The 20,558-nt window shown below is 45.1% G+C and carries 20 protein-coding genes and 3 tRNA genes; 9 read left to right on the plus strand and 14 right to left on the minus strand.

The window, feature by feature from the left end; genetic code table 11:
* Positions 1-3 precede the first annotated feature (3 nt).
* Entirely contained in the window at positions 4-1,203 is a 1,200-nt protein-coding gene (locus LSG37_RS18795) for a helix-turn-helix domain-containing protein (protein ID WP_233081421.1), read from the minus strand.
* 181 nt (positions 1,204-1,384) lie between these two features.
* Here LSG37_RS18795 and LSG37_RS18800 point away from each other — a divergent pair, with 181 nt between their 5' ends.
* Positions 1,385-2,083 carry a hypothetical protein gene (locus LSG37_RS18800; RefSeq protein WP_233081422.1) on the plus strand — a complete coding sequence of 233 codons (699 nt, stop codon included), beginning with the start codon at positions 1,385-1,387 and terminating at the stop codon, positions 2,081-2,083.
* 96 nt (positions 2,084-2,179) lie between these two features.
* Here LSG37_RS18800 and LSG37_RS18805 read toward each other — a convergent pair.
* The 13 genes from LSG37_RS18805 to hemA form a co-directional block, all read right to left on the minus strand.
* Positions 2,180-2,255 (minus strand) — tRNA-Phe (locus LSG37_RS18805).
* Positions 2,256-2,265: 10 nt separating this feature from the next.
* Positions 2,266-2,341, minus strand: a tRNA-Thr gene (locus LSG37_RS18810).
* 50 nt (positions 2,342-2,391) lie between these two features.
* Positions 2,392-2,467 (minus strand) — tRNA-Phe (locus LSG37_RS18815).
* A 176-nt stretch (positions 2,468-2,643) separates the two neighbouring features.
* Entirely contained in the window at positions 2,644-3,495 is an 852-nt protein-coding gene (gene kdsA / locus LSG37_RS18820) for a 3-deoxy-8-phosphooctulonate synthase (protein WP_233010775.1), read from the minus strand.
* A gap of 46 nt (positions 3,496-3,541) precedes the next feature.
* Positions 3,542-4,327, minus strand: a complete 786-nt coding sequence (locus LSG37_RS18825) for a tetratricopeptide repeat protein (protein ID WP_233081424.1) — start codon at positions 4,325-4,327, stop codon at positions 3,542-3,544.
* A 76-nt stretch (positions 4,328-4,403) separates the two neighbouring features.
* Positions 4,404-4,778, minus strand: coding sequence for a SirB2 family protein (locus tag LSG37_RS18830; protein WP_233081426.1), 375 nt, complete (start codon positions 4,776-4,778; stop codon positions 4,404-4,406).
* Between the two features lie 83 nt (positions 4,779-4,861).
* On the minus strand, positions 4,862-6,415 hold the full coding sequence (locus LSG37_RS18835) for a response regulator (protein WP_233081428.1): 1,554 nt from the start codon (positions 6,413-6,415) through the stop codon (positions 4,862-4,864).
* 249 nt (positions 6,416-6,664) lie between these two features.
* Positions 6,665-6,802 carry a DUF4160 domain-containing protein gene (locus tag LSG37_RS18840; protein ID WP_233081429.1) on the minus strand — a complete coding sequence of 46 codons (138 nt, stop codon included), beginning with the start codon at positions 6,800-6,802 and terminating at the stop codon, positions 6,665-6,667.
* A gap of 68 nt (positions 6,803-6,870) precedes the next feature.
* On the minus strand, positions 6,871-7,113 hold the full coding sequence (locus LSG37_RS18845) for a type II toxin-antitoxin system Phd/YefM family antitoxin (protein WP_233081431.1): 243 nt from the start codon (positions 7,111-7,113) through the stop codon (positions 6,871-6,873).
* Positions 7,114-7,185: 72 nt separating this feature from the next.
* On the minus strand, positions 7,186-8,109 hold the full coding sequence (locus LSG37_RS18850; protein WP_233081433.1) for an alpha/beta hydrolase family protein: 924 nt from the start codon (positions 8,107-8,109) through the stop codon (positions 7,186-7,188).
* Between the two features lie 259 nt (positions 8,110-8,368).
* Positions 8,369-9,256: a peptide chain release factor N(5)-glutamine methyltransferase gene (prmC, locus tag LSG37_RS18855; RefSeq protein ID WP_233081435.1), complete on the minus strand. Its 888-nt coding sequence runs from the start codon at positions 9,254-9,256 to the stop codon at positions 8,369-8,371.
* Positions 9,243-10,334, minus strand: a complete 1,092-nt coding sequence (gene prfA / locus LSG37_RS18860) for a peptide chain release factor 1 (protein ID WP_233081437.1) — start codon at positions 10,332-10,334, stop codon at positions 9,243-9,245. Before prfA ends, prmC begins: the two co-directional genes overlap by 14 nt.
* A gap of 19 nt (positions 10,335-10,353) precedes the next feature.
* Entirely contained in the window at positions 10,354-11,601 is a 1,248-nt protein-coding gene (gene hemA / locus LSG37_RS18865; RefSeq protein WP_233081439.1) for a glutamyl-tRNA reductase, read from the minus strand.
* Between the two features lie 99 nt (positions 11,602-11,700).
* Here hemA and lolB point away from each other — a divergent pair, with 99 nt between their 5' ends.
* From lolB to LSG37_RS18905, 8 genes are all read left to right on the plus strand, one after another.
* Positions 11,701-12,312: a lipoprotein insertase outer membrane protein LolB gene (gene lolB, locus LSG37_RS18870; protein ID WP_233081441.1), complete on the plus strand. Its 612-nt coding sequence runs from the start codon at positions 11,701-11,703 to the stop codon at positions 12,310-12,312.
* Entirely contained in the window at positions 12,300-13,145 is an 846-nt protein-coding gene (ispE, locus tag LSG37_RS18875; RefSeq protein ID WP_233081443.1) for a 4-(cytidine 5'-diphospho)-2-C-methyl-D-erythritol kinase, read from the plus strand. The genes lolB and ispE overlap by 13 nt, the downstream gene beginning before the upstream one ends.
* An 80-nt stretch (positions 13,146-13,225) precedes the next feature.
* A complete protein-coding gene (locus tag LSG37_RS18880; RefSeq protein ID WP_233081449.1) occupies positions 13,226-14,161 on the plus strand; it encodes a ribose-phosphate pyrophosphokinase in 936 nt (311 codons plus the stop codon).
* 204 nt (positions 14,162-14,365) lie between these two features.
* On the plus strand, positions 14,366-14,968 hold the full coding sequence (locus LSG37_RS18885) for a 50S ribosomal protein L25/general stress protein Ctc (protein ID WP_127688371.1): 603 nt from the start codon (positions 14,366-14,368) through the stop codon (positions 14,966-14,968).
* The gene (gene pth, locus LSG37_RS18890; protein ID WP_233081445.1) at positions 14,968-15,558 is read left to right on the plus strand and encodes an aminoacyl-tRNA hydrolase; all 591 of its coding nucleotides are present in this window, start codon (positions 14,968-14,970) and stop codon (positions 15,556-15,558) included. Before LSG37_RS18885 ends, pth begins: the two co-directional genes overlap by 1 nt.
* 68 nt (positions 15,559-15,626) lie before the next feature.
* On the plus strand, positions 15,627-16,718 hold the full coding sequence (gene ychF / locus LSG37_RS18895; RefSeq protein ID WP_008899748.1) for a redox-regulated ATPase YchF: 1,092 nt from the start codon (positions 15,627-15,629) through the stop codon (positions 16,716-16,718).
* A 1,575-nt stretch (positions 16,719-18,293) separates the two neighbouring features.
* Positions 18,294-19,040: a putative phage abortive infection protein gene (locus LSG37_RS18900; RefSeq protein WP_233081446.1), complete on the plus strand. Its 747-nt coding sequence runs from the start codon at positions 18,294-18,296 to the stop codon at positions 19,038-19,040.
* On the plus strand, positions 19,041-20,219 hold the full coding sequence (locus LSG37_RS18905; RefSeq protein WP_233081447.1) for a hypothetical protein: 1,179 nt from the start codon (positions 19,041-19,043) through the stop codon (positions 20,217-20,219).
* The last annotated feature ends 339 nt before the right edge of the window (positions 20,220-20,558 follow it).

A 20,558-nucleotide genomic window follows, 5' to 3' on the forward strand; every position in this document is an offset into this window, starting at 1 on the left:
GGCTTATAACAGCTGTTTATCCTGCCGATGGGCGGCTCTGAACTGCGCCGGGCTTTGGCCAGTGTTGGCTTTAAAGGCGGTATAAAAAGACGAGCGGGCATTAAAACCTACAGACATAGCGATGCTTAACACTGAATCATCGCTTTGTTTGAGCTTTTGTTTGGCAGCTTCTACACGAGCCTGATTCACATACTCAAAAAATGACATCTGCAGGCTTTGATTTAACGTTTGGGATAAATAGTGCGCAGGCACCGCAAGATGTTCGGCCAGCTTATACAAAGTCAGTGTTTCATCCAGATATAACAACTCAGACTGCATAGTTTGCTGAAGCTTGGCAGCAATACGTGCAGACTGTTGCTCGCCCAAGGCTGAGCGTTGGTATTTTGTGAGGCCTTGAGCTGCATCTGTGGTTTCAGTTTGATCAGGCTTTAACTCTTCCGCTTCAGTGGAAACAGTCTGCAGTTTATAGGTTTCATTAAAGCCCGGTTGCTGCGTTACACCACACCAGGTAACTAACCACACTACCAGTAACAAGCAAAACAGCACCACTGCATCCGACAACAATACAGAATTCAAGCGCTCAGCCAGCATCAGGTTCAGCACTGCATAACTCCAACTGAACAGTAGCAACAGCACCAGCATTTCCAGCCATGCCAGCCGTTTACCACTGTCTTCGGCAAAGACCTGACGCAGCTTTCGTCTGTAACTTCTGACCCTGCTGAGTATCAGCCACAGGTAAAAACAACTTTGCCCCAACCATAGCAACACAGCAGCTAAAAATACGATAGCAACCAGCAAAGTGTAACCAGCCACATCTGACACCTCAGAAAAAAATAACAACTGCCGCTGCTCATAAGACAAACTCTGGATCAGCACCGCCATTACCCCGGCAAAAACCAAAGGTAAAACATGCCAGCCATCTGCACCTTTGAAGCGCCAGGGCTGTTCTGCGGTTAAAGCTTTGATGTAGAACCACAAGGCAGGATTCAAAGTAAAAAAAGCCAACGGCATCAGTGCGATGTATGTAAAAACCAATGAAGGCCACAGGGTAAAAACCACAGGCCCAGTGGCAATAAAGGCCAATGACAAAAGCACTATGCTCAGCGGCATCAAGTGCTGACTCTGCTGCAGTTGCAAGCAAAAGTAAGGCACAACCAGCAGCACAATACCCAAGGCCATAGCGGCAAAAATCAACTCAAGCATCAACAGACTTCCCTACCTTGTCGTTTGCGATGAAGAACCCGATTAGTCTAAGTAATAACAGCTAACTGCGGCATAAAAAACTGTCCGCGCTTATAGTCGCGGACGACATAAGCTTCGGCTTTGCATAAGATTTTATACGAACCCTTACCCCACATTAATTCGTTTTTTTTCAGGAGTCACCATGTCCTTTTACCAAGGCGCGTCCAATTCAGCATCCTTTTTCACTTTACAACGCTGCGGAGGTTTAGCCTCCATAGGCATGGCTTTGTGTTACTTCACAGTAGCACTGATCTTTTTTGCTGCTTTATCTCAACCTGAACAAACAGAACCTTTACTGAGAATTCAATACATAGATCAGCATCAGTTTTTGGTAGCTACAGGTTATGTCATAGGTTATTTGCTGTTTGGTTTTTTACTGGCCGTGATGGTGATTGCTATCCCTCAGCAGTTGCCTCAGCCGCGGTCTGCCTTAGTGCAAGTTTCAGGGTTGTTTGGCAAGGTTTGGGTGGTCTTAATGATGGTGTCTGGCATGATAGCCCTGACAGGTTTGGAGCGAGTGATCAATTTGGTCAATACAGATCCAGATCTCGCCGTAACCCTCTTTTCTGTTATGGGGATGATGACCCATGCTCTGGGCGGCGGTATTGAATTGGTGGGTGGTCTGTGGATCCTGCTGTTCAGCCTGGCCGGACTGCAGCAACAACCACAAAAGGCAAAACTACATTGGCTTGGTCTGCTCACAGGCAGTTTTGCGATACTAACCGTTTTTCATACCCTGCCTTACCTGAAAGAAGCCTTTGGCTTGTCTCAATTGGTTTGGCAGTTGTGGTTTGGGGTTGTGTTGTTGCGTCAAATCCAACAGGAGATCACGGCTGAGTAAAATAAATCGAACAACAGTCCGTTTGTAACCAAGATCAAGCATTTGAATAACAGAAAACAAAAAGCCCGTCACAAGGACGGGCTTTTTGTTTTTTTATGGTGCCCAGAGGCGGAATCGAACCACCGACACGCGGATTTTCAATCCGCTGCTCTACCGACTGAGCTATCTGGGCAAAACGTGAATGGTGCCGCTTATCCGAGTCGAACGGATGACCTACTGATTACAAGTCAGTTGCTCTACCAACTGAGCTAAAGCGGCAACCTAAACTGGGTGACAGGATTTGAAAGGAATCACATCACAAAAATTTATGGTGCCCAGAGGCGGAATCGAACCACCGACACGCGGATTTTCAATCCGCTGCTCTACCGACTGAGCTATCTGGGCAACGGGGGGTATTAAACGGATTTCGGCGATCCAAGTCAACTTATTTTTTAGCTGCTTGAATCGTTAGCTTAATACTTGAGCAAAGAGCGCGTTTTTCATCCCCTTCTTACTCATAGTAACGAAATTTAATTGGCATTTAAGCGGACGGGTACAAGACCCGCCCCTACAGTGGTTTTTTAATTTGCTGAAGTATCCAAAGGCGCAAAAGATTTGACTAACTGATCCAACTCTTTCATTTGCTGCAGGTACGCTTCCAGTTTATTCAATGGCAGAGCACAAGGGCCGTCACATTTAGCTTCATTTGGATTTGGATGCGCTTCAATAAATAAGCCAGCTAAACCCAAGGCCATACCAGAACGGGCTAATTGAGCAGCCTGAGCACGACGGCCATCGGCTGAATCAGCACGGCCACCTGGACGCTGCAACGCATGGGTTGCATCAAAAATCACCGGCGCGTATTGCTTCATATCGTCCATGCCCAACATGTCGACCACCAGGTTGTTATAACCAAAGCTGGAGCCACGTTCGCAAAGGATAATTTTATCGTTACCCGCTTCCTGAAATTTGGTGATGATATGACGCATTTCATGAGGAGCTAAAAACTGTGGTTTTTTCACGTTAATCACAGCACCGGTTTGCGCCATAGCAATGACTAAATCGGTTTGACGGGCTAAAAAGGCCGGCAACTGAATCACATCCACCACTTCAGCCACTATCGCGGCCTGATAAGGCTCGTGCACGTCGGTGATCAATGGCACGTTAAAGGTTTTTTTAATCTCTTCAAAAATCTTTAAACCTTCTTCCATGCCAGGACCACGGTACGAATGCACAGAAGAGCGGTTGGCTTTGTCAAAAGAGGCTTTAAAGACATAAGGAATGCCCAGCTTTTCTGTGACTTTGACGTAGTATTCCGCCACTTGCATGGCTAAATCACGCGACTCTAAAACGTTCATGCCACCAAAAAGCACAAAAGGTTTGTTATTGGCAACTTCAATAGCGCCAACCTGAATAGTATGTTGGTTTGTCACTTTCAATTCCTCAGACAAAATACTGGATACTGTGGCAATGATACTCTTAATGCAGCCATTGTGGGTAGGACGACAGCTGGCGGATTTGTTGTTTCATATGATCATTGGATGGGTCATCCGGTTTTTGATCAACAAAATACTGATAATCGCTGATCGCCAAAGACCAGTGATCTAACAGTTCAGATAATAAACCCCGTTCGCGATGTAAATAGGGGTCTCCCGGCTTTTGCTCCAGCAAATGTTGCACCACGGCCATCGCTTGCTCACGTTTACCTAAAGCCAACAACAACTGCTTTTGCAGTTGCCACAACCCGGCACAAAAGGTCGGAAAGTCGACAGATTGCGTCGCCAACTCCTGAGTAATACTCAACGCCAGACCATTTTCAGGGCTTAACAAACATTGCCAGGCCCCGGTATATGGATCAACCCACACCTTTTCAGCTTTGGATAAGCGCACCTGCACTAAATATTCACCTTTGTAGCGCACTATATCGCTCTGAAAGCCAGCTTGTTGCAACCAGCATAACAACAACACTATCAGCACCAGCGGGTCGGCTTCACGCTGATTAATGGCATAACTAAGCAATGTGGGCTGATGCATCTCTTCAATCAGCAAAGGTTTAACTGGAGGGGTAAAAAAAGCATCCCGGTAAAAGCTGTCCACATGGTGGGCTAACGCATTCATTGTCAGCTTTGTTTCAGCTTTAGCAGGTGCCATTGCCAGCCAGCACTCTTTTGCTTGCTGAATTTGCTCTGCATCAGTCCACTGCTGTTCAATTGCTAACAATAACTCAAGCAGGGCCAGGCCCTGCTGCTTTAACTCAGACTTCATCTACTATCCACTACGACAAAAAACAACATCACAAAAAGCATACTTAAAAATACGGCTGTTTTAGCCAAATAGCCCCTTAACCAAACAATAAAGGGGTTTTAGTAATAGCTACTTTGCCCACCAGCGCCAGCCAGCTTAAAGCACCTAAAAAACCTACCCAGCGCATCAGCAGAGTACGGCCTTTTAATGCCATCACAGCTAAGCCAATATAAGCAAATAAACCAAAAAGTTTATCGGTCAGCCATGGCGTCTGAAATGGGTATTGCTGAATAGTCAGCATCAGGCCAATAGCCGTCAGCAGTAACAAGGTGTCCACCACATGAGGCGCAATTTTTAAGAACTTGTTCTGCAACAAAGCCGGGGATTTTAAACTCAGTAAAAACCGCACTGCTAAAAAAGTAACGCTGAGCGCGATAAACAACATATGAGAATGTTTTAGTGCCATATACATAAAAATAGTCCTTAAAAATCATTTAACGTCTGCGGAATAATAAGGCCACCCGCAGGTGGCCTGGAATAAGCTATAACTGCGACTTACTCGTCGTCGGGGTATTTTTGCAGTATTGCTTCGAGTTTGTCGACCCGGGTTTTAAAAATTTCGACCAGTTTAGGTTCAAAATGTTTGCCCGACTCGCTGCGGATCTTCTCAAGCACCTGCTCTAAGGTCCAGGCCGATTTATAACAGCGTCTGTGGCGCAATGCATCATAAACATCAGCTAAAGCAGCAATACGGCCGTAAATATGAATTTCTTCGCCTTTTTTGCCACTGGGATAACCAGAGCCATCCCATTTCTCATGGTGATCCTGCGCTATCACAGCACCGGCCTGAATAATGGTACGTTTTGAGTTCTTTAAAATTTCATAGCCTATACTGGCATGGGTTTTCATCACTTCCCATTCCTGACCATGCAGCTTCATAGGCTTATTTAAAATGCCATCAGGTATACCGACTTTGCCGACATCATGCAAAGGAGACGCAAACATCAGCTTTTCAGCTTCTTCTTCCGGTAAGCCATAAGCTTTGGCCAAGTCGTAGCAGATAAATGCCACTCGTTTAACGTGATTACCAGTTTCGATAGAGCGGTGTTCTACCGCTTCACTTAGGCGATACACTATTTCTCGCTGCGTATCTTCAATTTCGCTTTGCAGCTGTACGTTTTCATAAGCAATTTGCACATTTTGTGAAAACAGCTCTATTAAACGTTTTTGCGTGTCTGTCATCTGGTTCGGCAAACCAGACACATAAAGCAAAGAACCAGAGGTAAATTTACTGGTGCAATAGGCCACCAGATAATTGTCCCGGTATACAATGCTGCGGCTATTTAAGGCCTGATGAAAAGCATCCAGCAAGGCAGGCTCCAGCACATCACTGATCTGTTTTCCCTCCTGTTTTTCAAACTGGCCTAAACCGGCAAATACCACTAAACGCTCCGGATCAGCATCTTCATTGATATTGCCCGCCACCAAAGAGGAAGTCACCAGTAAGGCATTGTCGTTACAGCCCAGAATAGAGGTCAGTTGCTGCAATACACCATCAATAAACTGCTCCATCGAATGGGCAGAAAACAAATCAGCAGAGGCGGTAATAATTTTCTCAAGGCCCTGGCGACTGTGATCAATAGCCAGAATATCTCGATAGGAACGCAGGCTCGACATCACCACAGTAAAGAGTTTTTGTGCCGTCAGCTCAGTTTTGGATTTGTAGTCGTTGATATCGTAATTGACTATCACCTGACGCTCTGGCGCCTGCCCAGGCTGGCCGGTACGTAAAATAATACGCACATAATGGTTATGCAGCTCTTCGCGGATATAACGTGCCACCAGTAATCCGGCATCATCGGTTTCCATCACCACATCCAAAAGCACAATGGCAGCATCAGTATGCTTCGCCAGCATCTCACGGGCTTCCCGGCCTGAATAAGCGCTGATAAATTCGAGATGTTTGCCCTGAAAGGAAAAGTCACTTAATGCCAGCTTAGTAACGGCATGAACTTCAGGCTCATCGTCCACTATCAGAACTTTCCAACTACCACGAGAAATCTGCACTACTTCCTCGGGTTCCTCAGCAAATAAAAAATCATTCGCCATGTAACACTCCTTAGCTTGCCGCCCGCTTTACTACTGTGTGTTTATTTATATGCGCTAAACAGGGAAGGGTCAAAGCAAAGTCGTTGAAAATATAAATATTTTGGGGTTGAGGGGCTGGGGTTGTTGAGTGGTTAGTTGTGGGTTAGCAGATACTATCATGTTATGTAGCTTGATTATGGGGCACTCTGTGACTGCTGGTTGTACTGCAAATTCCAGATGTTAAAGCAATAATCAGATAATAGTCTCGAGTCAGCCGTGCGCTTTCAAGGTTCCATCAAATGAGAATAGCGCCTCATAGCCCGAATATTTAGCATGGAAATGGGGTGGATTGTGATCATTAAAATACATGGCGATCAGTATTCCATAGAAACGACTGATAACTGGCATTTTATCGTCCTCAGCTTGAGCTGGATCCCTTTACAACTGATTTCTAATTTCATCCAATTTTATGTCAATCAAGTATTCTGGTTGCCGTGACCTGCTTTGAATTGCGAAATTGATCGATTCAAATGCTGAGCATTTGCTGGAGAACGGAGTAAATGCACTGTTTCCATCAGGCTGTTGTAATAATTGAGGGACATCACAACGGCATCTTCTGCATCTCGACGAGAGATCAGCACTGTATCAGCATCATTCATCACAGAATCTAACAACGCGTTTAAACTATATTCTGCTTCTGCAAAAGACACAGTTCTCATAAAACTTCCAATCTGTAACTTATGGAACAAGTATAGGCTCGAAGCCCTTATTTTGGATAACAATTAATAGGGTCACTGATTGATCCACTGAATTATTTTCTCAATCACAGCTCGCTCTATAGGCTGATCAATCAGGCTGGCATATCCAGTCAGCGTGGGAGGATTGTCATCGACTCTAAGCAAGTGTGTCATCCCCTCTACCACTAACGTTTCACAACGGCTTTGTGCGGTTTTCTCAATCCGAAATATGTCTTCAGGATCACACTGTAGATCTTTTTCACCGGCAATTAACAGCATAGGAGTGTGTGTAGAGGCAAAAATAGAGTTCAAGTCCAGTGCTAACATCTCCCGCAACCATTTTGCAGGAAACTTCGATAGTCCTACACGTACAGCAGCCGAATCAGTCGCTTTGACTTTATATAATAGCTTTTGCTGCGTACTTGAGGGGCGACCAAAAATCCAGAACAATGCTTTGTAAAAAAATCTGCTGAAACCTCTGAGTGAATCAACCTCTTTTTCAATCTGAGCGGCTTGCCTGAAAAGAACAGAATCCAGTTTTTCTATAAAAGGGCACAAAAGAATGAGCCCGGCTAGTGCAGGACTGTGTAGACTAATTTGAGGAGCGATAATACAACCTTCACTATGTCCTAGAACATATAAACTGTCTTTTGCAATCCACTCAGATCCAATCAAAGCCTCCAGACTATGTGCAGCATCTGTGACTAAATCCGAGTGGCCAGCCTTCATATAATCACCTGAGCTGTCACCACATCCACGTTTGTCATACCTCAGACTGGCGATACCATTTTCAGCTAAGACATGAGCTATCACATTAAAGATATCAAGTCGTTGGCCTTTCATATTCTGGTTGCGATCCAATGGGCCGCTGCCATGAACCATCAGAACTGCAGGGTATTTCCCGTGTGTATCCGGGACAGTCAATGTACCAGCTAATACGAAATCACCTGACCGAATTTCTATTTCTTGTTCATACATCCCTGAGCCTTCTGCACCTACAAACTGATGAAAAAATAGGCAAAAACCAGTCTCTAACACTTGTAGAGTGGACAGCACTATTAATCTTTTACTTATCAAACCTACTTAGTTAAGTCCCTAAATTAGCTTAGCTTTTATTGTTCAGCAACCACTAAATTTACGATGCTGGATGGGTCCTTTGACGAGAAGCGGGCACGGGTAAACCGCGCCCTCACAGTGGGTTTTAAGAGAAGTAATTCAAAGAAAGGAAAAACCAAACTTAACTGGGAAGTTGTCCGCCGCTAATACGCCACTGGTCGCCGTAGTCTTTTACCGACTGCACAGAGGTAAAACCTGCGTTGGTTAAAATCTGCTGTACAGCGTCGCTTTGCTGATAGCCGTGTTCCAGCCATAACCAACCTGATGGGGATAAAAATTGTGGAGCTTGTGTACAGATATGGCGGATATCGGCCAGACCTTGCTCTGGGGCTACTAAAGCCGAGTCGGGCTCAAAACGTACATCACCTAAGACTAAATGTGGATCTTCTGCGTCTATATAAGGTGGGTTGCTGACGATTAAATCAAACTGCTGCCCTTCTAACGCGTCAAACCAGCTGCTTTGTTTGATTTGGCAATTAGCTAACGCCAGCAGTTCAACATTTTGCTTTGCCAAAGCCACTGCATCGGGTTGCAAATCAACCCCAGTCACAGTCCAGTTTGGCTTTTCTTTAGCTAAAGCTAAAGCTATAGCTCCTGTGCCAGTGCCTAAATCCAGCACTTTGGCGTTAGCAGGCAACGGCAAAGCCAAAGACTGTTCCACTAACAGTTCGGTATCTGGTCTTGGTATTAAGGTGCAAGGGGCTACAGCGAGTTTAAAATCCCAGAAATACCAGTAGCCCAGAATATGCGCCAAAGGCTCGCCGGTCAGACGGCGTGTCAGCACAGGTTCTACTAACAGCAACTGAGCCTGAGTAAGCTCACGCTCTGGATACAACATCAAAGTGGTGGCGTTGACATCCAGCACTTCCAGCAGAATACGCCGTGCTTCCTGTTTTGCATCCGCAGGCACAGGGCCAGTTTCAAGCAAAGGGCTGAGTAACGCAGTGGCTTGTTGCAGCCACTGCGTCAACGTTGGCGTATTACCAATAGCAGTATTAGCGGTTTTCATCAGCCAAAGCAGCTAACAAGTCGGCCTGGTGTTCATGGCTTAATGGGCCAATCACCAAGTCTAAATCCCCTTCCATCACATCTAATAAACGGTAGATGGTCAGGTTAATACGGTGATCCGTTAAGCGGCCTTGCGGGAAGTTGTAAGTACGGATACGTTCTGAACGATCACCACTACCTACTAAAGAACGACGGTGTGATTCTTCGACTAAACGGCGTTTTTCATCTTCAGCGGCCTGAATACGCGACTGCAGCACGCTCATAGCGCGGGCGCGGTTTTTATGCTGCGAACGTTCGTCCTGACATTCCACCACTATACCAGTCGGTAAGTGAGTGATACGAATGGCAGAGTCAGTTCTGTTGACGTGCTGACCACCGGCACCAGAGGCACGGTAGGTGTCTACTTTTAAATCAGCAGGGTTAATTTCGATAGCTTCGCTTTCTGGTACTTCCGGCATAATAGCCACAGTACAAGCTGAGGTATGCACCCTGCCTTGAGATTCAGTGGCTGGTACACGTTGTACGCGGTGACCACCGGATTCAAATTTCAAAATACCGTAAGCGCCTTCGCCCTGAATGCTGGCGATCACTTCTTTATAACCACCGTGTTCGCCGTCGTTGCAGCTGACAATTTCTACTTTCCAGCGTTTGCGTTCGCAAAAACGGCTGTACATACGGAACACGTCACCGGCAAAAATTGCGGCTTCATCACCACCAGCACCGGCACGAATTTCAAGAAAGCAGCTGTTGCTGTCGTTGGGGTCTTTAGGTAACAACAGAATTTGTAAGTCCTGATCCAGCTGTTCAATCCGCTCTTTGGCCGCTTTGTATTCGTCCTGCGCCATATCACGCATATCCGGATCTGAGTCTTTCATCATATCTTCTGCGCTGGCTAAATCATCCTGCGCCTGACGATACAAACCAAAGGCATGGCTCAGTTCTTCCAGTTGGCTGTACTCTTTAGACAACTCGCGAAAACGACTTTGGTCAGAAATTACGCCAGCGTCACTTAATAACGCCTGAACTTCTTCATAACGTTCGACCAGAGCTTCGAGTTTGCGGTACACCGATTCTTTCATGTTGTTTCTATTTACCTGATTACAGATCTAACAAAGTGTTGATCAAAGATTGTTGTTGAGGTTGCTCATCCTGCAGTAACTGCCTCAGCGCCTTGGTTGGTGCATGCATCAACCTGTTGCTGAGTTTAGTCGCAAGTTCAGCTAATACTTTTTCAGGGTCCTGCCCTGCTGCAATTTGTTTGCCCGCTTTGGCCAGCAATTCGTCACGTATGGCTTCGCCTTTGTCGCGGTAATCGCGCACTACGTCCAACTGGCCATGCAAACTCAGCCACTGACTGAACTCGCTGACGCCCTGCAAAATCATTTGCTCGGCTTCAGCCGCCGCTTCCTGACGGTTCTGCAGGTTTTGCAGCACTATGGATTGCAAGTCATCCACTGTATACAAATAGGCGTCTTCCAGCTCTGCCACTTGCTCTTCAATATCACGTGGCACAGCTAAATCGACAAAAAACATAGGCTTATGGCGGCGTTTTTTCAGCGCCTGTTCCACCATACCTTTACCGACAATAGGCAAGGTACTGGCAGTTGAACTAATAACGACATCAGCATTAGCCAAAGCTTGTGGCACTTGGGCCAGGCTGACTGCTTCACCGTTAAACTGACTGGCTAAAGCTGCGGCTTTGTCATAAGAGCGATTCGCGACAGTAATTTTTTCCGCGCCCTGCTCCAGTAAATGTTTCGCCACCAGCTCTATCGTTTCACCGGCACCAATCAGCAGCACTTTGACTTTGCCGAGCTGGCCAAATATTTGCCGTGCAAGGCTTACCGCAGCAAAAGCCACAGATACGGCACTGGCACCAATATCCGTTTCAGTGCGAACCTGCTTAGCCACTGAAAATGTCTTTTGAAACAAACGTTCAAAAGCCGGATTAATAGTACCGGCCTGACGTGAATGACTATAAGCCTGTTTCACTTGGCCGAGAATTTGCGGCTCGCCCAGCACTAAGGAATCCAGGCCGCAAGCTACCCGCATTAAATGACTGCTGGCCTGCTGATCCTGATGCAGGTATAAATGATGCTGCAATTCGGCCAGGTCCAGCTGATGAAATTTGCTCAGCCAGTCAATTACTTGTTTCGATTGCTCGGCGCTGCCGCTAAAATACAGCTCAGTTCTGTTACAGGTGGACAAAATCACAGCGTCGGACACCTGGGTCTGAGTGGTCAGATCCCGTAAAGCGTCCAAAATTTGTTCAGGCGCAAAAGCGACCTGCTCACGTAAAGAGACAGGTGCAGTTTTATGATTAATACCTAAAGCAAAAATGGTCATTCACCTGTTTGGCCCGTTTCTAAAAAACCGGCGTTAGTCAAAAGAGGGCGAATTGTACGAAAAAGCCCAAACTAAAAAAAGCGTAGAGAAGGAATTAGTGTGTTTGCAGCGATAAAAACTGGTTGTTTTGTAGTTTTCAGTCTGATTTTGACAGGTTGTGCCAGCAACAGCAGCCAGCTAAAGCCAGTTATTCCCCTATCAGCCCAACAACGGCAAGTGCAATTAGAGCAATTGCAGGAGTTTACTCTAACCGGTGCCTTAGGTGTAAAAGCACCTCAAGAGAGCGTCAGCGGCAGTTTAAACTGGCAGCAACAAGGGCCTTATTTTCAGGCCAATATGACCAATTTTGTTGGCATCAGCATTTTTGAGTTGGAAACAGACGCCCGCGGTGCTACCGTAAAAGCCGATGGTGAAACTCATAAAGCTCAGTCAGCCAGTGCCTTGCTGGATTATTTATCCGGCTGGAGTTTACCTATTGAAGAAATGCCGTTGTGGCTCAAAGGTGTGGCAAGCGCAGAAAGTTTTAATCATCAATGGGATGCGCAAGGTCGTTTAACCAGTTTTACGCTGAAAGATAGCCAAGAGCGTGACTGGCAAGTCAGTTATGTGGCGTTTTTCCCCGATGCCTTAGCCTTACCTAAAGAGATCCGACTAAAAGCTCAGGCCGATGGCAGCAGTATTAAGCTAGTGGTGCGTAAATGGCAACTTTAACCTTTTCAGCGCCAGCCAAACTGAATTTATTTTTACATATCACAGGCCGCAGGGCCGATGGTTATCACAATCTACAAACCTTGTTTCAAATGCTTGATTGTGGCGACCAGCTTAGTTTCACACTCACCAGGGACGGTGAAATTAACTTTAGTTGTTCAGATAAAAGCATAGAAAACGACAGCAATCTGGTGGTTCGGGCGGCTAAGTTATTACAGCCCTTTGCCACAGAAAACGCAGGCGTGCGTATTTATCTGGATAAACAAGTGCCCATGGGTGGCGGCTTAGGCGGCGGCTCGTCCGATGCAGCGACCACACTGCTGGCTTTGAACCAGTTATGGCAATTAAAGCTATCAAACGCACAGCTTTGTGAACTGGGCTTAAAGTTAGGGGCTGACGTTCCTGTCTTTGTATTCGGAAAAACAGCCTTTGCAGAGGGGGTTGGAGAAAAATTACAACCCGTTAGTTTGCCGGAAAAATATTACCTGATTGTGACGCCAGATGTGCATGTCAGCACGGCTGAAGTGTTCGGCAACCCTGATTTAATCCGCAATACGCCCGTCATGTCAGTCAAAGATCTACTAGACTCAGAGTGGCAAAATGACTGCGAAACTCTGGTGAAACGGCTCTACCCCGAGGTTGCAATGGTACTGAACTGGTTGATAGAATACGCGCCGTCCCGAATGACAGGTACCGGTGCCAGTGTGTTTGCCGAGTTCCAGGATGAATTAAGTGCCCGTCAAACCCTTGCAAAACTACCGCCACAATGGCGTGGTTTTGTTGCTAAAGGGGTCAATCAGTCTGCTGTCCTGACTGAATTGGAACAAGCCGTATGACGCACAGCAGGCGACACAAAAAGCCTGCTGCATTATTAACCGGACTCACAAACTGCCCTGAGGATCCTACCGTGCCCGACATGAAGATTTTCGCTGGTAACGCCATACCAGAACTCGCCAAGAAGATAGCCAGCCGTTTATATATCAAGCTGGGCGATGCCGAAGTCGGCCGTTTTAGCGACGGTGAAGTCTGTGTTCAAATCAATGAAAACGTCAGGGGATCTGACGTTTTTATTATCCAATCTACCTGTGCGCCAACCAATGACAACCTGATGGAACTCATTGTGATGGTAGACGCCTTGCGCCGCGCCTCTGCCGGTCGTATTACTGCTGTTATCCCTTACTTTGGTTATGCCCGCCAGGACAGACGCGTGCGCTCTGCCCGTGTGCCTATCACAGCTAAAGTAGTGGCTGACTTTTTATCCAGCGTAGGCGTAGACCGTGTTTTAACGGTTGACTTACACGCTGAGCAAATTCAGGGTTTCTTCGACGTTCCGGTTGATAACGTATTTGGTAGCCCGGTATTGCTGGACGATATGCGCAAGCGTGAATTTGTTGCACCAGTGGTGGTATCTCCGGATATCGGTGGTGTAGTACGTGCCCGCGCTATCGCCAAACTGTTGAACGATGCTGACTTGGCCATTATCGATAAACGTCGTCCTAAGGCTAACGTGTCACAGGTCATGCATATCATTGGTGATGTCAAAGATCGCGACTGTATTATTGTCGACGACATGATTGATACAGGCGGCACCTTATGCAAAGCCGCTGAAGCCTTAAAAGAACAAGGCGCCAAACGTGTCTTTGCTTACGCTACTCACCCAATTTTCTCAGGCAATGCTGCAGAGAACATCAGAAACTCAGTGATCGACGAGCTGATCATCACCGACACTATTCCGCTGAGTGCAGAAATGCGCGCAGTCAGCAAAGTAAAACAGCTGACTTTAAGCGATATGCTGGCCGAATGTATTCGTCGTATTAGCAACGAAGAATCTATCTCTTCAATGTTTGATTAATACCGAGTGGAAGATGAAGGAAGGCACCTCTGCGGTGCCTTTTTTTATACTTGTCTTTTTGTAGCTTTCATTTGCAGCCTTAAGGCTCCAGTGATACCATAGCGCGCTTTTTTGCGTCGGCTGAAGTTCACTTCACCCACAGAAAAAGCTTCTTCCTGGGGTCAGGTCGCGGAACTCAGGGTCTATTAATTTTTGGAGAATACCATGTCAAACGCCATTTACACGTTAAATGCAGAAGTCCGTTCTGATTTAGGGAAAGGTGCGAGCCGCCGCCTACGTCACGCAGACAAAGTACCAGCTATCATTTACGGTGGTCATCAAGAAGCTCTGTCTATCACTTTAGATCACTCTAAATTGTTACAAGCTCAGGCTAACGAAGGTTTCTACACTCACATCCTGACTATCGTTGTTGGCGGTGAAGAAGTGAAAACTATCGTTAAAGCTATGCAACGTCACCCGTTCAAGCCAAAAGTTATGCACGTTGACTTCCAACGCGTAGAAGCTGGCCACGAGTTACACACTGTAGTTCCAGTACACTTCATCAACGAAGCTGCTGCAACTAAGAAAGGCGGCGTAGTTGCTCACCATATCAACGAACTGGCTATCACTGTGTTACCACAGAACCTGCCAGAATTCATTGAAGTGGATTTAGCAGACGTTGAAGTAGGCGTAACTCTGCACTTGTCAGATCTGAAAGTTCCTGCTGGCGTAACTATCACTGAGTTAGCCAAAGGCGCTGGTCATGACCAAGCCGTTGTATCTGTGAACAAGCCTGCTGGCAAAGCAGACGAAGACACAGCTGAGTAATGACTGAAGCAATTCAGTTAATTGTGGGCCTGGGTAATCCAGGCCCAGAATACAGCCAGACCCGCCACAACGCAGGTCAATGGTTTGTAGAACAACTTGCCCGCCGCTATAACGTTTCTCTTCGTCCTGATAGTAAATTTTTTGGCCTGACTGGTAAATTTGTCACTCAAGGTCAGGAATATAAACTGCTGATTCCCACTACGTATATGAATTTAAGTGGCAAATCCGTTGCAGCTATGGCGCAGTTCTATAAACTTTTACCCGAAAACATTCTGGTGGCTCACGACGAAATGGCGATAGCGCCCGGCGTAGCTAAATTTAAACTGGGTGGCGGCCATGCCGGTCACAATGGTTTAAAAGACATCACCAGTAAACTCGGCAACAATGCCAATTTTTATCGCCTGCGACTGGGCATTGGTCATCCTGGCCACAAAGACTTAGTCACAGGTTATGTGCTGGGCAAAGCACCGCAATCCGAACAGAAGCTGATCGACGAAGCTCTGGATGAATCGATGCGTTGTTTTGAGCTCTGGTTAAGCGATGGCTTAATTAAAGCGCAGCACAGGTTACATAGTTTCAGCGCTGCTTAAGCAAAAGTTTAAGCGCGTCCGGTTCGCAAACAGCACGGCTTTGCCGTCTAAGCACAAAGGATACACCCATGGGTTTTAAATGTGGCATCGTTGGTTTACCAAACGTAGGTAAATCTACTCTGTTCAACGCACTGACAAAAGCTGGTATTGAAGCGGCTAACTTCCCGTTTTGTACTATCGAACCAAATACCGGTGTGGTGCCTGTGCCTGATTTGCGTTTACAGCAACTGGCCGACATTGTAAAACCACAACGTATACTGCCAACGACTATGGAATTCGTTGATATTGCAGGCCTGGTGAAAGGCGCTTCTAAAGGTGAAGGTTTAGGTAATAAATTCCTGGCCAATATCCGTGAAACCGACGCCATCGGCCACGTAGTACGTTGTTTTGATGATGAAAACATCATCCACGTTGCAGGCAAAATTGATCCGGCTGACGATATAGATACCATCAATATGGAATTGGTCTTATCAGATATGGACAGCGCCGACAAAGCGATATTCCGTGTCAGCAAAAAAGCCAAAGCTGGTGATAAAGACGCTAAAGCTGAAATGGAAGTGCTGGAAAAAGTGAAAAAACACTTAGAATCAGGCTTAACTTTACGTCAGCTGGACTTAAGCGACGACGAAAAAGCCCTGGTGTCGTACATGAACTTCCTGACCATCAAACCTACTATGTACATCGCTAACGTACTGGAAGATGGTTTTGAAAATAACCCACACTTAGACGTAGTAAAAGCCATAGCCGCCAAAGAAGGCGCTATTGTGGTGTCTATCTGTGCTGCTATTGAATCTGAAATTGCTGAGCTGGAAGACGAAGAAAAAGCTGAATTCTTAGAGTCTATGGGCTTAGAAGAGCCAGGCTTAAACCGCGTCATTCGTGGTGGTTACTCGCTGTTAAATCTGCACACTTACTTCACTGCTGGTGTAAAAGAAGTTCGCGCCTGGACTATTCCAGTTGGCGCCACAGCACCACAAGCAGCAGGCGTGATCCACACCGACTTCGAGCGTGGTTTTATCCGTGCTCAAGTGGTGTCATACGACGACTTTATCGCCTGCAAAGGTGAAGCCGGCGCCAAAGAAGCAGGCAAACTGCGCGTTGAAGGTAAAACCTACGTCTGTAAAGACGGCGACGTAATGCATTTCTTGTTTAACGTTTAACGCTTAGGTTTTTGGTTTTTGCGTTATCTTTGAAAACCGGACTTTTTAGTCCGGTTTTTTGTTGGTTTGATCTTTAGGTTTATGTCATCTTCCTTAATTGCTTGTTTTTACTGTGACTTTTCTAATTTGAGTTTATCCTTAAACTCATAGAAACTAAATCAGGAAAGCTTGTCGGGCACGGTGCAAGATCTGACTGTAAAGATCTGCGATTATTTTTCTATTGGCCATATTCGGTTTTGATAGTTACATGAATTCACTGATACATTCGGAATGTGAATGGTGTTCAAGGGGCGGTAAACAAGTTTCTTGAATTTATTAGCAGCGCTCTCTTTATTGGCGGTGCAGTGGCTGGTTTTGGCGGGGCTTACAAGTTAAATCGGTGAGCCCTCGAATACAATCTTAATAACTTTATTAAGCTACTCCCTTGCACAACATGCAAGGGAGTAGTAATTTATAACTGTAGCGTTATATGAGTTGGCTTGTCTTAGTCGAGAAAAAGCCATCTGATACCTGAGCGAATAGCGAGAAGTAAACCCTCTTTGACAATCATGTCTAAGATCCAGTTTCTCCTCATTAGCTCAAGCAGGTTTGAACTTTGCTTTCGCATGTTCACCTCGCATTGAAATGTTTTCTTTAATCCACCTGGTCAGCTAAGTTTGCCGACCGACACTGACCTTGGTGGGCCCCATCCCTAACTTTCACTACATATAGTGTTAATCAGCGACTAATCACCAAGATAGAGTGGATCATTTGCAATTGCAACCCCTGCTGGCGGGCTAAAAAATCAGCATGTTAGTGTTCGCTAACGTGCGAAATAGGCTTTTAAATATCTATGATGGGAAGCAATAGTTTTTCAGTAAAAAATCTATTTTGTCTGTTCGGTCAAAATGTTATGCAGAAAAATGAAGCTTTTTAAGAGGATGCTCGAAAACCTAATGCTTTGCCGTCTAAATCAAACAATACGCCTTGATCAATATCTGTGGCTATATAGCACCTGAAGCCAACAAAACAACCTCAAACATCTTGAGTTTTCACTGAATCAGGTCCATCCTAAGCACTAACTCAAGGACGAGAAAGCCGCTATGGACCCATCCATTCACGTACTCCTCTCAGTTCCACGATTCAGCATCGGTGCTAGGTTACTCTGCATGCAAAAAGCCAGAGAACTGGAAGAGGCCGCTGTGCACATTCGAAACACCAAAGGCCAAGCCCGCTGTTGAATTCGAGTTTCATTACGCAGAGAAGCTGCATGCTTTGAAGCAAATTACACAGTATCTGCTTTCTGAAGGTTCCGCTGTTACTGAGGCTGAGTTTGCTCAGGCTGTGGGGTATTTGGAAGATAATTGAGGTTTTATGTCTATGTTTTCAGAGTACTCTCTCAAGGAATTTGCATTCACATCCTTTTCAATCGCTTTAATAGTGCCATTAATAGCGGGCGCCATCTTTTTAGCTTTAAAGAGATACAAAAAAGTCAGCGACGAATCGAGGGGGTATGGAATAGTTTTGATGTTATTCGTTGTTTTAACGTGCTGTTCGGTTGCCCTCATATTTACCCAAAACTTTAGGACCCATTCTGTGTCAGACACAATCGAACATTGGGGACAATTCGGTGATTTCTTCGGTGGTGTATTAAACCCATTTCTAGCTTTTTGTTCGTTTATGGCTCTGCTTTACACTATCAATATTCAGTCCAGGCAACTAACTATCTCAACCGAAGAGCTGATTGAGACAAGGAAGGAGCTTACCGCATCAAGAGAAGCTCAGGAAAAATCTAGTGAAGCACTGAATGGTCAACTACAGAATTTAAAAGTTCAGCAATTTGAGGCTACGTTTTTTAAGCTAATAGAAAACCTCAGGCATTCAACTGTTAAAGTCGAAGTGAATATTAGTGAACTGAAAAATCAAATACTTAATCCTACAGAGACTGGCCGCGATTTCAAAATTAAGGCTAAGTCCTTCAGTGGTAGCAATCGATGGAAAGATGCTAGGCTTGCCTTGCAAAATAAGGAAACTTCAGGCTTTTATCTGATGGCTAACTCGGTGAGGTCAGCTTTAAGTTTTATAAAACATACTGAGGCTGACTTATCGTTGAGCCCTCATTTTTATGTTGAGCAAGTTCTGAATTCTTTGACTACAGACATGCTCAGACTGATCGTTGTTTGGTGCTCCAACTATGCTGAAGATGAATTTAGAGAGTTAGTCGAGAGATATCACTTTTTTGCAAGCCTGCAGTTGCTCGAAAAGTCAATGCTTGGGTATGGCTTACCGATATCAGAACTACCTATTGATATGAAAGCTTTTGAGTTTGCAGAGGAGTTGTGAGTGGACAATTGGAAAGTAGTAGCGTTCATGCTTTTGGCTTGGGGGATAATCTCTGCATGTCTGATTTTTTTGTTTGGAAAGCTACGTCGAAGAAAATGGAGAGTGCCCACCAAGCGCTGCATCAAACGCAATCATCATGTTATCGGTGCAGTTTTGATCGCCACTTTAATCGTTCCAATCGTAGCGTACATTTCAAAATTCAGTGCTAATGGTTTTTCAGATGATCCTGGACAATGGGGGCAGATGGGAGATTTCTTTGGTGGCCTGCTCAATCCTGTGCTGGCTTTCGCTTCGTTTATGGCGCTGCTTTATACAATTCGGATTCAATCTGAAGAGTTGGGAATGACTAGGGAAGAGTTAAAGCTAACCCGACATGAGCTGGCGAAATCCTCAGAAGCAAATCAAAAATCCAGTGAAGTAATGGAGTCGCAATTTTTCCTGTTAAAAGAACAAAATTTTGAACAATTGTTTAGCAAAGCACTTAAAAGGCTTCATGGCGATATTACGCAATTAAAAAACTCAAACTTCAAATTGAGTTTTTATTACTCCGGTGACTTGAGTGGAAGATTTTACGAAGGGCGTGAAGTTTTTAAAGATTTTAAGAAAGAAGACCCAAAGGGTTTTTATGTTGGTTATAATAATTTTTTAAGCCTTTTTAAGAAAAAAGATGGGTATTTCAGCAATCAAGATTTGAGCCTTGGAGGCGCATCTTCATATTTTACATTTGGACACGTGGGGGCTGATAATTCGTCTTGTTATTACATCGTTAAATCCGATAGTGCTGATGGTCTGATTGAGTTGGTTTTAGATAATAAAGATGTTTTTAGGGGGCTTGTTTCTTCATTATATTATACTCTGAATTCACTTTTTAATTTAAAGCAGCATTCTTCTACAGGGAGTGATTTTAGTCTGTTTTATTATTCTGATGTTGATTTAGCTATTGATGATAATGTGCTGTTGATGCTTATGATCATTTGTAAAGGACAGCAGGTGATTCCCCAAAATATTTTTATAGAATTTAAATTTTTTGAGCGAATTTCTTTTGATGAGGATGGTTTTATAGCAGGTGGTTTGTTAAATGTATCAGCAATAGGATTGCCACCTGAGGCGTTCGGTTTTAACGAATCAGTAAGACGCTACTTTGAAAAGCATAAAAGTTACTGGCTTACCCAGCAATAGAGTTTGAATTTTACGTTTGACTTTAGGGTTAAAACATTTAATTTTTCTCAACCCCTTGGTGAACTCCACCCAAGGGGAAATGAACCCAGCCTAGCGCTGGTTTTTTGTATGAAACGGGGGGCAAGTCTTGCATCTTGCCCCAGATTATCGAAGTAAATCTTAAGTTTCAAATTAATAAACACCACAGTACTATTGATGCGAAGTTTGGCGGATGTATGCATATAAGTTCATATGATACCTCGTAATTTTTGCAGAACACCACAGCCAAAATTTGTAGCGAAAAACCTTATCCCCATAGCTTGGAGTAACCCGTGTTGTTAAAAACCTACTTGCGAAAAG

Origin of the sequence: Rheinheimera soli (assembly GCF_021290985.1) — a bacterium.
GTDB classification, from domain to species: Bacteria; Pseudomonadota; Gammaproteobacteria; order Enterobacterales; family Alteromonadaceae; genus Pararheinheimera; species Pararheinheimera soli.